Origin of the sequence: Achromobacter sp. NPDC008082 (assembly GCF_042957345.1) — a bacterium.
Lineage (GTDB): Bacteria > Pseudomonadota > Gammaproteobacteria > Burkholderiales > Burkholderiaceae_B > Achromobacter > Achromobacter kerstersii_A.
The window spans coordinates 388,474-402,415 of sequence record NZ_JBIBIB010000006.1; the positions used below are offsets into that span (position 1 = coordinate 388,474).

A 13,942-nucleotide genomic window follows, 5' to 3' on the forward strand; every position below is an offset into this window, starting at 1 on the left:
GTTGATGTGGGGTTGATGCGGGGTTGGTGTGGGGTTGGTATGGCCTGCGCTACACGATAGGGTCGCGCTGAAACGCAGGGCGACGGCGCATCAGCCGCGCCAGCTTTTCCAGCGCGTCCGAAAGCGCCTGCCTGTCTTTCACGCCGCCCAGTGAAATACGGATGGCATTGTGCGCCGCGTTGCCCATCACGGCTGTTCCCACCTGAAAGGCGTCCGACGACGCCACGCTCAAGCCTTCGTCACGCGCCACCCGCGCCAGATCTGCCGCCATCCATTGCGACGGCAGCGGCTGCCACAGATGAATCCCCACCGGGGCCGAACCAAACGGGCCGGGCAACAGCTTGCGCGCCACGCGCTGGCGCGCCTGCGCTTCGGCCCGCACGCCATGCAGCACGCTCTGCGCAGTGCCGCTCACAATCCATTGCGTGGCCAGCGCGCCCATTAATGGCGTGGCCATCAGCGCGAAGGAACGCATGGCGGCCATCACGCGCGTGCGGCTGTCTTGATCCGGGCTCAGCACGAAGGCGGTGCGCAGGCCCGGCGTCAGGCACTTGGCCAGCGTAGCGATGTAGAACACCGACGCGGGCGCGAGGCTGGCCATGGGGGGCGGCGCGTCGTCCAGGAACAGCCGGTACGGATCGTCTTCAATGATGCGTGCGCCGCAAGCGGATGCCGATCGCGCCAGGTCGCGCCGGCGGCGTGCGCTCATCGTGTGCGTGGTCGGATTCTGCAACGTGGGATTCAGATAGACCAGCCGGCTGCCGCTTTCGCGGCAGGCGCGTTCCAGGCCAGACGGCGTCATGCCGTCATCGTCGACCTCGGCGGCCAACACGTGGCGGCCCAGATGTTGTGCGGCGTTGAGCAGGCCGGGGTACACCAGCGGCTCGGCAATGATGCTGTCGCCGGGTTGGCTCAGCGCCAGGATCAGCGCGGCCAGCGCCGCTTGCGCACCGGGGCAGACCAGCACCCGGTCGGGGTCGACCGGCCCCACCGCCTGCGCCAGCCATTGCGCGCCTGCGCTGCGGTCATCCCGGCTGCCGCCCGCCAGGTGATACGCCATCATCACGTTGACGTCGTGGCGGTCCATCACCTTGGCCAGCCCGCGTTGCACCAGCGCTTGCAAGTCGCACCCCAGCGGTGCGGGCGGCATGTTCATGCCCAGATCGATCAGCGGCGCGGACTGCGCGGCGGGCCGGGCGATGAAAGTGCCCAGCGCGCCGCGCGGGTCCAGCAGGCCGCGCTGCCCGGCTTCGGCGTACGCACGCGTGACGGTCGTCAGGTCTACGCCCAGCCGCTGCGCCAGCCCGCGTTGCGGAGGCAGGCGGTCGCCGGGTTGCAGCTGGTTTTCCGCGACGGCGACTTCGATGAAATCCGCAATCTGGCGGTAGCGCGGGCCGCCGCCCCCGGTCAGATGCTGCGGCCAAATTGAATACAAATCTTCGTCTTGCATGGATTTAACGGCGCCAGAATGTCGCGATGTATGGATGATAGTAATCAACCCGCATCGCGACAAACGTAAATTGCGCCGTGGGCGCGGGGAATCACGCCTGATCCGCGTTTGCCGGCAACCCGGCCAAGAGCTTGTCCAACGTAATCGGATAGTCCCGCACGCGCACGCCGGTGGCGTTGTAGACCGCGTTGGCAATCGCCGCGCCCACACCGCACAGGCCCAGTTCGCCCACCCCCTTGGCTTTCATGGGCGACGACGTGGGGTCGGTTTCGTCCAGGAACACCACCTCTTGCGACGGAATGTCGGCATGCACCGGCACTTCGTACCCCGCCAGATCGTGGTTGACGAAGAAGCCCACCCGGTGGTCCACGGCCAGTTCCTCCATCAGCGCCGACCCGACGCCCATCGTCATTGCGCCTATCACCTGGCTGCGCGCCGTCTTGGGGTTCAGGATGCGGCCCGATGCGCACACGGCCAGCATGCGGCGGATGCGCGTTTCGCCCGTGTCGGCGTCTACCGCCACTTCCACGAAATGCGCGCCGAACGTGGACTGCTGGAATTTCTTGTCCAGGTCGCCGAACTCCACGCCCCCTTCCACCACCAGCTCGCCGTCGCTAGCCGCTTGCCGCAGCAGCGCCGTCCGGCCGCCAGCCTCGGTCACCGAGCCATCGGCGAACGTCGCGCCTTCCGATTTGAAACCCAGCTTGTCCAGCACCGCCGCGCGCAACTTCAGACACGCCGCATACACGCCGGCCGTGGCGCTGTTCGCGCCCCATTGCCCGCCCGAACCTGCCGATACCGGGAACGACGAATCCCCCAGCCGCACCACGACTTTCGCCAGCGGCACGCCCAGCATCTCGGCGGCGGTCTGCGCAATGATGGTGTAGCTGCCCGTGCCGATGTCGGTCATGTCGGTTTCAACGATGACCTGGCCCGCGGCATCCAGCCGCACCCGCGCGGCGGAATCCATCACCAGGTTGTTGCGAAACGCCGCCGCCACGCCCATGCCCACCAGCCAGCGGCCTTCGCGACGCGTACCGGGCTGCGTGTTGCGCGCCTTCCAGCCAAAGCGCTCGGCGCCCGAACGCAGGCATTCAATCAGACTGCGTTGCGAGAACGGCCGCTCCGGTTTTTCCGGGTCCACCTGCGTGTCGTTGCGGACGCGGAATTCGATGGGGTCCAACTTTACGGCCTCGGCCATTTCATCGATGGCGATTTCCAGCGCCATCAACCCCGGCGCTTCGCCCGGCGCACGCATCGCGTTGCCTTCGGGCAAGTCCAGCTCCATCAGATTCAAGGCAGTCAGCCGGTTGGCGCCGGCATACAGCAAGCGCGTCTGCTGCACGGCTTCCTCGGGCTTGCCGCCAGGCAAATCGCCCGACCAGCTTTCGTGCCCGATGGCGGTGATCTTGCCGTCTGGCGTCGTGCCGATGCGAATGCGTTGAATGGTCGCCGGACGGTGCGTGGTGTTGTTGGCGATCAGCGGGCGTTGCAACGCCACCTTCACCGCGCGCTTGGCCGCCCGCGCGCCCAGCGCCGCCAGCAGCGCATCCGAACGCACAAACAGCTTGCCGCCAAAGCCGCCGCCAATGTAGGGCGAAATCAGCCGAACCTTGTCCGTGGAGATTCCCAAGGTCTTGGCGACGTCGCTGCGCCCCCAATCGATCATCTGGTTCGACGTCCACAACGTCAGCGCATCGCCTTGCCACATGGCGGTGGACGCATGCGGTTCCATCATCGCGTGGGTGTGGTCGGGCGTGGTGTAGGTGTGGTCGATCTTCACGGCGGCTTGCGCGAACGCGCCTTCGAAGTCGCCGACGCGATCCGCCTGCGGCGGCTTGCCGGCTTTTTCCGCGGCGACTTTTTCCGCCGCCAGATCGAATGCCCCCGGCGCACGCTCGTACTGCACGCGGATCAAGCGGCTGGCGGCGCGCGCCTGCTCCAACGTGTCGGCCACCACCAAGGCAATCGCCTGGTGATAGTGTTCAACGTCCGGGCCGCCCAGCAAGGTGGCGGTGTTCATCTTGCCCTTGCCGAGCTTGCCGGCGTTTTGCGCGGTAACCACCGCCAGCACGCCGGGCGCGCGCCGCGCGGCCTCGATGTCCATGCTGCGGATGCGGCCCTTGGCAATGGCGGAACCCAGCACGTAGCCCACGGCGGCGTCGGGCGCCGTGTCGTGGTGTTCATACGCGTAATGCGCGGTGCCGGTCGTCTTCAGCGGGCCGTCGATGCGGTCAACGCCATGGCCCACGATCTTCAATTGATCGATGGGATTTTCGGTAGCGGGAGTATCGAATTTCATCGCGTCAGGCCCTCGCTTGCGCCAGCACTGCACTCAGGGTTCGCGCCGCCAAGGTCAGCTTGAAGGCGTTGTCGTCCGTGGGGCGCGCGTCGGCCAGCAGCCGGTCGGCCACCGCTTTCGCGCCTTGCGGCACCGCGGCATCCGCCGCGTCCATGCGCCAGGGCTGCGGCGCAACGCCGCCCATCGCCACGCGCCCGCTGCCGTCCGCCTGCACAATCGCGCCCACCGACACCAGCGCAAACGCAAAAGAGGCGCGGTCGCGCACCTTGCGGTAGACGTGCGTGCCGCCAGCGGGCTTGGGCAGGGTGACAGCCGTGATGAGTTCGCCCGCGTCCAGCGCGGTGTCGATGTGCGGCGTGTTTCCAGGCAGACGATAGAAGTCCGCAATCGGAATCACGCGCGCCGCGCCGTCCGGGCGCACGGTTTCCACCTGGGCGTCCAGCAGGCGCATGGCTACCGCCATGTCGCTGGGATGCGTGGCGATACAGGCGTCGCTTGCGCCAATCACGGCCAATTGCCGCGTCACGCCGCCTATGGCCGAACAGCCGCTGCCCGGCGCGCGCTTGTTGCACGGCATGTTGGTGTCGTAGAAGTACGGGCAGCGCGTGCGTTGCAGCAGATTGCCCGCGGTGGTCGCGCGGTTGCGTATCTGCCCGGACGCGCCCGCCAGAATGGCGCGCGACAGCACGGCGTAGTCGCGGCGCACGCGTGCGTCCGCCGCCAGGTCCGTATTGCGCACCAGGCTGCCCACGCGCAAACCGCCGTCGGGCGTCTCGGTGATCTGGTCCAGGCCCAGGCCGTTCACATCAATCAGATGCGCTGGCGTTTCCACTTCCAGCTTCATCAGGTCCAGCAGGTTGGTGCCGCCCGCGATGAAGCGCGCGCCGCGCATCTGCGCCGCACTGGCCGCGGCTTCCGCAGGTGTGCGGGGGCGCTCATAGGTAAAGGGCTTCATGATTTGCCCCCTGCCACGTCGACGATGGCGTCAACGATGTTTGAATACGCGCCGCAGCGGCAGATGTTGCCGCTCATGCGCTCGCGGATCTCGTCTGCGCTGAGCAGCGGGCGTTCGGTCAGGCTGGCGCTGACGTGGCTGGGCACGCCTTGGGAAACTTCGTCCAGCATGCCGACGGCGGAGCATATCTGCCCCGGCGTGCAATAGCCGCATTGGTAGCCGTCATGCTTCACGAACGCCGCTTGCAAGGGATGCAGCGCGCGCGGCGAACCCAGGCCTTCGATGGTGGTGATCTCGGCGCCTTCGTGCATCACCGCCAAGGTCAGACAAGAGTTGACCCGCCTGCCGTCCAGCATCACCGTACAGGCGCCGCACTGGCCGTGATCACAGCCCTTCTTGGTGCCGGTCAGGTGCAGATGCTCGCGCAGGGCGTCCAGCAGCGTTGTGCGCATATCCAGCGACAGCTCGTGCGCCGTGCCGTTGACGCGCAAGTTCACGGTAGACGACATGGGCAGCGTGCCGGTCTGGGCCGCTTGCTGCGCCGTGGCGATTGATGGCGTGGCCATGGCGGTGGCGGACACGGCGCCTGCCTTCAGCAGATTGCGCCGGGTGATCTTGAGTGCTAGCGAATTTTCCAAGGCAGCCCCTTCATGAATGTGCAAAAGCCAGCAAGCCGCATTCCTGCAACGCTGGCGAGGTGGCGGGCGCGCCATCCAAACTACGGATCTGCGCCGTTTGCCGAATGCGTTCCGCCGTCAGCTGCGCCAGGATCGACACCGCGATCTCCGGCGGCGTGCGGCTGCCGATGTCCAGGCCCACGGGCCCGTGCAAGCGCTGGACGGTCTCGTCCGAAAAACCAAAATGTTCGGCCAGCCGTTTGCGCCGGTTCGCATTGGTGCGCCGTGAACCCAGCGCGCCCACAAAGAAAGCCTGCGACGGCAGCGCTTCAAGCAGCGCCATGTCGTCCAGCTTCGGGTCGTGCGCCAGCACGATGATGGCGGTGCGGACGTCTGGCGCCAGGGCGGTGACCGCGTCATCAGGCATGGCCGTCACCAGCTGGGTACCCGGCACATTCCACGACGCCGCGTACTCGTCGCGCGGGTCGCAGACGATGACGTCGAACTCCAGCGCCACCGCCATGGGCGCCACATACCGGGCGATATCGCCCGCCCCCACCAACAGCAGGCGCCACTGCGGCCCGTGCAGGGTCGTCAGCGATGCGCCGTCCCAACGGAAGCGGCCGCCCCGCTGCGCAAGCGCCAACGTCGCAGCGCCATCCTTCAACGAGACGGTGCGGCTCACGAGTTCGCCGCGGCGCAAGCGCGTATCCAGCTGCTGCAACGCCGCCATGTCTGGAGCAGGCTCAATCAGCAGCTCCAGGATGCCGCCGCAAGGCAGGCCAAAATTCAGCGCCTCGTCGCGCGTGGCGCCATACGTCAACGCGTAAGGCTGCGCGGCCCACAATGCGCCGCGCCGCATCTTGTCGATCAGGTCATCTTCAATACAGCCGCCCGAGACAGAGCCGGCGATTCGGCCATCGTCGCGCACGGCCAGCCAGGAACCCGGCGGGCGCGGCGATGCGCCCCAGGTGGCGGCGACGGTGGCCAGTACCACGCGATGCCCCTGGCGATGCCAGTCGCGGATGGCGGACAGCACTTGTAAATCCAGACTCTGCATGACGGCGCCCCCAGATAGTCGAACGAGTCTAACAACCGGCCCCTTTCGGGAAAAAGGGGCAAAATCTGCATACACCGTTGAAACCGACTCATCAATGCGGGCCTCTCTGGCCCCTTACCCTTGGCCTGTCGCCTGTGATCAGCTAGCCGTCATCGGCAAGAATCATGCCCAATCCTCTGCCCATTACTAGATCGTCATCAATGCCCGCCGCGGCGTGCGTGGGCTTGCTGCTGGCCGCGGGCCATGGCCGGCGCTTCGCCGCGATAGCGCCCGGGCAAGACAAATTACTGGCGCCGCTCACGCCGGGCTTATCCGTGGCGCAAGCCGCCGCCACCGCGCTTTGCGCCGCGACCGGCCGCACCATCGCCGTGACACGTGCAGACCAGAGCGCGCTGCGCACCCTGCTGGCGTCAGCGGGGTGCGAGGTGCTTGTCGTCGGCCCCGAGGCCAACGGCATGGGCGACAGCCTGGCGGCCGCCGCGCGCCACTTGCTGAACACCGCGGCGCCGGGCGAACAATCCTGCCTGATCGCCTTGGCAGACATGCCCTGGTTGCGTGACGACACCTGCCAGCAGGTGGCGCAGGCGGCGCGGGAACATTCCATCGTCATACCAACGTGGCAAGGCCGGCGCGGCCACCCGGTGGCATTTTGCCGCGCGTTGTGGCCGGAACTTGCCACGCTGTCGGGCGACACGGGCGCGCGCTCGCTGTTGGCCCGGCACCCGGTTACGGAACTGGCGGTGGACGACGCCGGCGTGCTGGCCGATGTCGACACGCCGCAGGACTTGCATCCTGCCGTCGGTGGCCGGTGCCGGCCCTGACCGGGGAATTGTGTAAATCTATAAAGCGGCGACGCGCGCTTCTTCACACTTCTTAAATGGATTGAAGAACGTTGCCACTCCCCTCCCGATACATTGCCCGCCAACGGTCGCGGACCGCAATGCCATGCACGGGAGGAAACGGTGTCGGAAGTCGTCGTCTATATCAGAAGCCAGCCGCAGTGGGGCGACCAGATCGTCGCGCTTCCCACGCTGTACCAGTTGAAAACGGGGTGGGCGTCTGAACGAATCCGCGTGGTGGCGCGTGACGACGTGGGCGGCTTTTACCGCGCGTTGCCGTGGGTGGATGAGTTCGTGCGCGTCGCCTCGTTCGGCGACACCGTGCGCAGCCTGACGCCGACTACACAGATGTGCGTCAGCCTGCATCACAGCAGCGAACGCGTCGGCATGGCCACCCTGCTGCGGCCGCCGGCCATTCGGCTGGGGTTTCGCAATGCGCGCTTGAGCGACCTGATCTGGACGCACTGCCACCGCAAGACCACTGCCGAATACATCGGCCTGGCCAACCTGCGCCTGCTGGCCACCTACCGGCCGTTTGACGCTGAAGACACCACGCGGCGCTGTTTTCAAACGCTGGCCGGCCCGCATCTGCGCTCATCGCCCAGCGCCGACGTCGTCATGATTCCCGGCGGCGGCGCGGGGGCGTTCAAACGCTGGGGGCTGATGAATTTCCTGCGGCTGGCCGACCGGCTCACGCCGTTGCTGGGCGCAGACGCCCGCTTCCTGTTCGTGCTGGGGCCGCAAGAAGCCGCCGAACGCGAAGCGCTTGAAGCCATGCGCCGCCCGGACTTCGCGGTTGCCTATTGCCGCAGCATTGCCGAGCTTAGCGCCATCATGCTGCGCGCACGGCTGGTGGTGGCCAACGATTGCGGCCCCTCGCACATTGCGCAAGGCGCCTGTGTGCCCTATGTGGGCATCTTCAACGAACCCAACCCGGAATGGTTCTGGGACCGGCCCTACTCGGCCGCTGTGGTCCCCCGCCATCCCAAAGACGGCATTGACGCCATCACGCCCGACGACGTGTTGCACGCCTGCCAAAACGTACTGGAGCATCATGCGCGTTCTTCATACGCTGGCTGAACACAGCCTGGGCGGACTGGAATTCCGAACCCTGGAGCAGGCCAGCTGGCTGCAACGCGCAGGCTACGGCGTGGCCATCGCGGCGCCCGCCGCCAGCGCCGTCAACCAGGAAGCCCGGCGGCGCAATCTGGACGTGGTGGACATCGACTTCAGCCCCGCCTATGCGCCCGGTACGGTCTTGGCGCTGCGCCGCGCCGTCAAATCGCTGAACATCAGCGTCATCGACAGCCACAGCCGCGCCGATGGCAAGACGGCGGCGCTGTGCCGCGACCTGTGCGCGGTGGTGCGCACGCGCCACTTCGCCAAGCCGATGCGCACCTCGCCGCGCCGCCGGCTGGAATGGAAGATCGGCTGCGACCATGTCATCGCCACCAGCCATACCGGCAGGCAAGAACTGCTGGCAGCGCGGTTCGCGCCAGAAGATCGCATCAGTGTGGTGGGGGAATGGGCGGCGGATGCGTTTTTTCAGACGGGCTGCACCGCCGGCCGGCGCGTCAGCGCCCGGCGCGAACTAGGGCTGCCCGCGTCCGACGCCGCCTGCGTCATCGCCACGATTGGCATGTTGCGCCCGGAAAAACGGCAGGCCGATCTGCTGCGCGTCGTGCAACGCTTGCGCGCGCAGGGCGTGCCCGCGGTGGCGCTGGTCATCGGCATGCCTACGCCCGCCACCCAGCCGTATGCCTACGAGCTTTATCAATTGGCCGTGGCGCTAGGCATCTCGGCACACACCGTATTCGCCGGACACCGCACCGATATCGCCCAGATCATCCACGCCGCGGATGTGGTGCTTGTGCCGTCGGCAACCGAAGCCTGGTCGCGTATCGTGCCCGAAGCCTACGCGTCGGGCCTGCCCGTGGTCGCAAGCCATGTCGGCGGGCTGCCCGAGATCATCGCGCCCGGGCAAACCGGGTGGCTGGCCGCGCCCGGAAACATCCGGGAATTCGCCGACTGCATCTTGCAGATCCGCGCACAGCCAACTGACGCGCAAGCCGTGACCGCCCGCGCGCGCGCCTATGCCGAGCAGCACTTTCGGCTGTCAGCAAAAATGATCAGCACTTTGGATGCCTATAAAAAGGCGATGGGCGCGCCGGTCAGCCGCGAATTCCGGTGACGGCCCGCAGGCGGTTGACGCTGGTTTGCCGTGCGCCCACGCATCCGGCGCCCTCCGGCAATTCCCATTGAATAAATACGTCTTTTCGCATCAGCACGATTATCTTTGTGCTGGCCGGCGAGGTCACGCAGATTATCTGCTCCATTATTGTGGGCGACGGCCAAACCGCAAGCAAAGACGCTATAGACACTACCACTGCATTGTTCAGCATCCGGATTCGCTATCTATACGGAGCGCGCAGTGTAGTGAGGCTTATGCCGAATCCACGCTAGGAAAGGCAAACAAAGAAAACAGAAAGTATCTAACACATTAACTGTATTTCGATTTATTCCGCAATAAATAATTTTGCTTATCGAACCAGTCCTATATCCCGGGGCAATGGGTGGCAACTACATTCGGCACTGAACTTTCGCCGGCGCGCTGGCGCCCGTCTTTATTTTCAAACTGAATGCCACTGAATCGAACGCTTAATGGATACGCCGCCACCCCCAACATCGAAGCGAGTGCGTTGGGCCGCTCTGGCCGCGTCAGCGCTGATTTGCCTGGAGCCCCAGGGGCAACGGGCCGTCCTGAACGCCACCCGAGCGCTGGCGAACTCGCGCGAAAGCGCCAGATTGCCACGCAGAGGCGGTATCTCTCGGTGCATCTTGACGGTCTCCAACTTATGGAGCGTGCATTATCAATGGGACAAAAAGGGAATACTGATCGAACATCTGGAGCCGTGGAGCCCGCTACGCTGACAGCGCCCGACCCTGCGCTTGAACTTGCCCCGAAAATATCGCGCGGCGATGGCGAGCCCGCTTATGTGCTCTTGCGCCATGACGAGTATCTGGAATTGCTTCAAGCCTATCTGCCGGGTAATGGCGTTACGGATTCGATTACCGATACGTGCTTTCAATCCCAGCTTGCATGGGCTGAAAACGATCTCCTGACAGCTGCCGCCCAACAGGATATCGACCTGGCGCGTTTGGCCAACGACGCACCGCATATTCCTGATGACGGCACCATCCCCCAGGACGTGCTGGAGAAAGCCGTCAAGCACCGCTGGCCTTTGCCGCGCGCGTGGCGCGAATACCTGAAACTGTCCAAGCAGGAAGCCGCCGCACGCGCCGATATGTCAGACCGGCGTTACGGCGAACTGGAGGACGGCTTCTCCAGGCTCAACGAACGGCGCAAGGCCATGATTGCGCACGGTCTGGCGCTGCAAGCGGCGCAATTGCTCGCTTAATAAAAACAGGAAGAACCAGCAAGAAGCAGCAGAACCCGAAAGAACCAGAGAGAACCGGAACGCGGCAGCAGGCCGCGCGTGGCCCGGTGTGTTAACCGGATAGCGAGTTCTTGTAGACGTGGCCCGGTGCGTTAACCGGATAGCGAGTTCTTGTAGATTTTGCCGTCCTTCATGATCAGCCGCAGATTCTTCGCCGGGTCGGCCAGGAAATCCAGATTGCGGGCCGGGTCGCCATCGGCCACCAGCAGGTCAGCAAACGCGCCGGGAACAATGCGCCCCAGCACATGCGGATAGGGCTTGCGCGCGCCGGACAAGCCCAGCAGCTCGCCGTTGACGCCCGTGGCCTGGGCAAGCGCCGTCAGCGGGTCATAGAAGCGCGCCATCTTCGCCAGCTGCCTGCCCTGGCTGGGCGTGTTCTTGGCGTTAAAGAGAATATCCGTGCCCCATCCCGTCTTGATGCCGTACTTCTGCGCCAAGGCATAGGCATTGACCGTGCCTTCGGACACCAAACGCTGGCTTTCGCGGCGCTCTGCGTCGGGGTAGGTATTGGCGTCTTCGTCCATCAAGAAGGGCTGCAAGCTCCACCACACGCCTTCGTCACGCATCATCCGCGCGCTGGCCTCGTCGGCCAGCTGGCCGTGCTCGATGCTTTTCACGCCCGCCTTGATGGTGCGCTGGATGCCTCGCGGCGTGTAGACGTGCGCCATGACATACGTGTTCCAATCCGCCGCCGCGTCCACCGCTGCACGCACTTCGACTTCCGAGAACTGCGTGCTGTCCAACGGGTCGTACAGCGACGCCACGCCGCCGCCAGCCATGATCTTGACCTGCGATGCGCCCAGCATCAGCTGTTCGCGCACGCGGCGCAGCACCTGGTCCGCGCCATCGGCAATCATCGCAACGCCGCGCTGCTCCACCAGGTTGTGCGGCGTGTCGGCGCCGCGCGGCACCTCACTGCGCAAGCGAAAATCGCCATGCCCGGCCGTCTGCGAAATCATCGCCCCGCTGGGGTAGATGCGCGGGCCGGGCACCATGCCTTCATCAATGGCGCGCTTTAACGCAAACGCCGGGCCGCCCGCATCGCGTATGGAGGTGAAGCCGCGCAGCAACGTGCGCTCGGCCTCTTGGGCGGCCGCAATGTAGAGATACCCCAGGTCGGCCGTCATCGCCGTGGTCTGCGCAATGGCGGCCAGCATCGTGTGCCAATGCACATCGATCAGCCCGGGCATCACCAGCTTGCCCTGGCAATCAATCACCTGCGCGCCTTCCACGGTTTCACCGGCCGCGGGCAAGGCAGTGATCACGTTGCCCTGAATCAGCACCTGCACCCCGTCCTGCACCGGCTTGCCGGACCCATCGAACAGCCGCAGATTGGTCAGCAGCTGGGGGCGGTCAGACACGGCGGGACGCCGCACAAGGTCGTCAGCCGCACGCAACGAGGTAAACGGAATCAGCGTCGCGGCAATGCCGCCCAGAAACAGCCGGCGCGACATGTCGGCCATGACGCGTTGATAAATCAGCGTGCAGGCCACGCTGCCACATTGGCAGACACGATTGCGGCAGGACAGATAACCCTGCGACGCATCACGGCGGGGCATTGCGGACACGCCCATAGCGGACTCCTGATGGCGCTTATTTTGCGAAAGCGCGGCGCAGCCGTTCCAGTTCGGCGGTGTTCAGCCGTTTGGCTTCTTGCTCGGCATAATTGCGTTCCCCCGCATCATACGAGCCTTCGTAGATGCACCGGCTACGCAGCCATTTGCAGTTGTCGCTGACCACCCGTTCCGAGGCGGCGCTGGAACTTGACCCTGCCTCGGCGGCAGCCGCGCCGGGCTTCACCGACGAACAGCCGGCGACAAGCGTCGCGAACAATAGGGCGACTCCGTAGCGGCTTAGCGTTTGAACAGACATATTTCGGGCCTTACATCGCAAATAGACGGTTGTAGCAAGCCGCGCGTCAAATTGGCGTTCAACAAGAGGCCTGTCGGCCGCCCGCGATTCGGATTAATCGTCCTCGGCGCCAGATAAGTCGGTGAAGTCCTCTACCTTGCCGTCCTGAATGTTCACCATGATGCCGTAGGGTTCGCAGATGGGAAACACGCCGTCTGCGAAAAGAATCGACCATTCGTCTGCGCTATGGAAAATGACTTCCGGCCCCTCCACGACGGGCACGCCCGCCGGAAGCTCGAAGGATTCGTCCGCGCCCAAGGCCTGGGGGTCGGATCGGAAAACGCCTTCCAGATACGCCGTGGCTTGCGCAATCCAGCCGCCCAGATCCGCCATGACGCGTTCAAACGCCGCCAGGCCGGCTTCATTATCTTGAGAATCCGCCAGCACCTGCACGGACACATAGACCTTGCCGTCGTTGATATCGGGGGCCGTGTCGTAGGTGCCCTGTAGATAGCGCAGGCCGTCTTCGCTGGTATTCAGGGTCAGGGCGGACAAGGGGGAATCGGGGGTGGTCATGGCGGGTCCTTGAAAGCGGAATCAGGGTCCATTGTGCGCGAAGTGCGGGGCAATGGGGGTGGCAATAAGGCAGCCAGCGCAATACCCATGGCCGTCACCCTGATCCGAATTCTATTCGTTGACCTGTGCCTGGCAGGCATCCCTCTGATGGGTAAGAACCCCTACCCCGCCTCCAACGTATGCGACAAACAATAAACCTCTGACCAGGCCGCGCCGGCGCCGTAGTCGCGCAGCGCCGGCGCATTCAGCACGTCGCCGTCGCACGCCGCCACGGCATTGATTTCGTAGCCGTTGATGAGGTAGATCCAGTCGGCTGTTTGATCCTTGCCGCCGCGTATCTGCTGCTCGGTCGTGGCGGCGATGGGTGGGGTTTGTGTCATCAGCAGGTGGGCGCCTGAAATGCCGGCTTGCTGGGACACGGACGCCGCATGCGCCTTCAGATACGCACGCAATTCGTCTTGCGCGCCCGGCCGCGGCGACAGGCGGAGGGTGAGCGCGTATCGGGCCAGGCCGCCGCCAGCGCTTTCCAGCACGCGGCATTGGCTGCGGATCATGTTGCGATGCTGCGGCATCAAGGTCGTGGACCAGGGCGTCGGACGATTGAGCCGGTTCAGGTAGGCGGGGGAACTCAACGTTTCGTAGGCATCCAGCTCGTACAGAACGAAGAACCCTTCCCCTCCCCGCGCGCTCACCCATCGCGACCCGCGCAAGAACCCCGGCACATTCATCCGCTCGGGAAAGTGTTCATGCGAATGCCAGTCTTCGAACTCAGCGCGCCAGGCTGGCGAAATGTCCCACCACATGGCGATGGCGGCGTCTCCAAGCAGCGCCATG

The 13,942-nt window shown here is 65.2% G+C and carries 13 protein-coding genes; 4 read left to right on the plus strand and 9 right to left on the minus strand.

Features of this window, described 5'->3' with window-relative positions; genetic code table 11:
* Positions 1 to 49 precede the first annotated feature (49 nt).
* The 5 genes from ACFZAI_RS25380 to ACFZAI_RS25400 form a co-directional block, all read right to left on the minus strand.
* Entirely contained in the window at positions 50 to 1,450 is a 1,401-nt protein-coding gene (locus ACFZAI_RS25380) for a PLP-dependent aminotransferase family protein (protein WP_391569528.1), read from the minus strand.
* Between the two features lie 91 nt (positions 1,451 to 1,541).
* Positions 1,542 to 3,752 (minus strand): aldehyde oxidoreductase molybdenum-binding subunit PaoC, encoded by a 2,211-nt coding sequence (paoC, locus tag ACFZAI_RS25385; protein WP_391569529.1) that lies wholly within the window; start codon positions 3,750 to 3,752, stop codon positions 1,542 to 1,544.
* A gap of 4 nt (positions 3,753 to 3,756) precedes the next feature.
* On the minus strand, positions 3,757 to 4,707 hold the full coding sequence (locus ACFZAI_RS25390; RefSeq protein ID WP_391569530.1) for an FAD binding domain-containing protein: 951 nt from the start codon (positions 4,705 to 4,707) through the stop codon (positions 3,757 to 3,759).
* On the minus strand, positions 4,704 to 5,345 hold the full coding sequence (paoA, locus tag ACFZAI_RS25395) for an aldehyde dehydrogenase iron-sulfur subunit PaoA (RefSeq protein ID WP_391569531.1): 642 nt from the start codon (positions 5,343 to 5,345) through the stop codon (positions 4,704 to 4,706). Before paoA ends, ACFZAI_RS25390 begins: the two co-directional genes overlap by 4 nt.
* Before the next feature lie 10 nt (positions 5,346 to 5,355).
* Positions 5,356 to 6,384: an XdhC family protein gene (locus ACFZAI_RS25400; RefSeq protein WP_391569532.1), complete on the minus strand. Its 1,029-nt coding sequence runs from the start codon at positions 6,382 to 6,384 to the stop codon at positions 5,356 to 5,358.
* A gap of 164 nt (positions 6,385 to 6,548) precedes the next feature.
* On the opposite strand from ACFZAI_RS25400, the gene ACFZAI_RS25405 reads away from it, so the two are divergent.
* The 4 genes from ACFZAI_RS25405 (at position 6,549) to ACFZAI_RS25420 (ending at position 10,642) form a co-directional block, all read left to right on the plus strand.
* Positions 6,549 to 7,205: an NTP transferase domain-containing protein gene (locus tag ACFZAI_RS25405; RefSeq protein WP_391569533.1), complete on the plus strand. Its 657-nt coding sequence runs from the start codon at positions 6,549 to 6,551 to the stop codon at positions 7,203 to 7,205.
* A 141-nt stretch (positions 7,206 to 7,346) separates the two neighbouring features.
* Positions 7,347 to 8,303, plus strand: a complete 957-nt coding sequence (locus tag ACFZAI_RS25410) for a glycosyltransferase family 9 protein (protein ID WP_391569534.1) — start codon at positions 7,347 to 7,349, stop codon at positions 8,301 to 8,303.
* Positions 8,278 to 9,414 (plus strand): glycosyltransferase family 4 protein, encoded by a 1,137-nt coding sequence (locus tag ACFZAI_RS25415; RefSeq protein ID WP_391569535.1) that lies wholly within the window; start codon positions 8,278 to 8,280, stop codon positions 9,412 to 9,414. Before ACFZAI_RS25410 ends, ACFZAI_RS25415 begins: the two co-directional genes overlap by 26 nt.
* A gap of 664 nt (positions 9,415 to 10,078) precedes the next feature.
* The gene (locus ACFZAI_RS25420) at positions 10,079 to 10,642 is read left to right on the plus strand and encodes a hypothetical protein (RefSeq protein ID WP_391569536.1); all 564 of its coding nucleotides are present in this window, start codon (positions 10,079 to 10,081) and stop codon (positions 10,640 to 10,642) included.
* A gap of 131 nt (positions 10,643 to 10,773) precedes the next feature.
* Here ACFZAI_RS25420 and ACFZAI_RS25425 read toward each other — a convergent pair whose 3' ends face one another.
* From ACFZAI_RS25425 to ACFZAI_RS25440, 4 genes are all read right to left on the minus strand, one after another.
* Positions 10,774 to 12,240 (minus strand): amidohydrolase family protein, encoded by a 1,467-nt coding sequence (locus ACFZAI_RS25425; RefSeq protein ID WP_391569719.1) that lies wholly within the window; start codon positions 12,238 to 12,240, stop codon positions 10,774 to 10,776.
* A 34-nt stretch (positions 12,241 to 12,274) separates the two neighbouring features.
* Positions 12,275 to 12,514 (minus strand): hypothetical protein, encoded by a 240-nt coding sequence (locus tag ACFZAI_RS25430; protein ID WP_391569537.1) that lies wholly within the window; start codon positions 12,512 to 12,514, stop codon positions 12,275 to 12,277.
* Positions 12,515 to 12,646: 132 nt separating this feature from the next.
* A complete protein-coding gene (locus ACFZAI_RS25435) occupies positions 12,647 to 13,108 on the minus strand; it encodes a hypothetical protein (RefSeq protein ID WP_391569538.1) in 462 nt (153 codons plus the stop codon).
* A 161-nt stretch (positions 13,109 to 13,269) separates the two neighbouring features.
* The gene (locus ACFZAI_RS25440; RefSeq protein WP_391569539.1) at positions 13,270 to 13,941 is read right to left on the minus strand and encodes a hypothetical protein; all 672 of its coding nucleotides are present in this window, start codon (positions 13,939 to 13,941) and stop codon (positions 13,270 to 13,272) included.
* Position 13,942: the final 1 nt, after the last annotated feature.

What these genes read in the sequence shown, in the direction of transcription:
- ACFZAI_RS25435 (WP_391569538.1), bottom strand. Translation starts at nt 13,108, where the DNA reads ATGACCACCCCCGATTCCCCCTTGTCCGCCCTGACCCTGAATACCAGC.
- ACFZAI_RS25415 (WP_391569535.1), top strand. Translation starts at nt 8,278, where the DNA reads ATGCGCGTTCTTCATACGCTGGCTGAACACAGCCTGGGCGGACTGGAA.
- paoC (WP_391569529.1), bottom strand. Translation starts at nt 3,752, where the DNA reads ATGAAATTCGATACTCCCGCTACCGAAAATCCCATCGATCAATTGAAG.
- ACFZAI_RS25440 (WP_391569539.1), bottom strand. Translation starts at nt 13,941, where the DNA reads ATGGCGCTGCTTGGAGACGCCGCCATCGCCATGTGGTGGGACATTTCG.
- ACFZAI_RS25400 (WP_391569532.1), bottom strand. Translation starts at nt 6,384, where the DNA reads ATGCAGAGTCTGGATTTACAAGTGCTGTCCGCCATCCGCGACTGGCAT.
- ACFZAI_RS25405 (WP_391569533.1), top strand. Translation starts at nt 6,549, where the DNA reads ATGCCCAATCCTCTGCCCATTACTAGATCGTCATCAATGCCCGCCGCG.
- ACFZAI_RS25425 (WP_391569719.1), bottom strand. Translation starts at nt 12,240, where the DNA reads ATGCCCCGCCGTGATGCGTCGCAGGGTTATCTGTCCTGCCGCAATCGT.
- ACFZAI_RS25420 (WP_391569536.1), top strand. Translation starts at nt 10,079, where the DNA reads ATGGAGCGTGCATTATCAATGGGACAAAAAGGGAATACTGATCGAACA.
- ACFZAI_RS25390 (WP_391569530.1), bottom strand. Translation starts at nt 4,707, where the DNA reads ATGAAGCCCTTTACCTATGAGCGCCCCCGCACACCTGCGGAAGCCGCG.
- ACFZAI_RS25380 (WP_391569528.1), bottom strand. Translation starts at nt 1,450, where the DNA reads ATGCAAGACGAAGATTTGTATTCAATTTGGCCGCAGCATCTGACCGGG.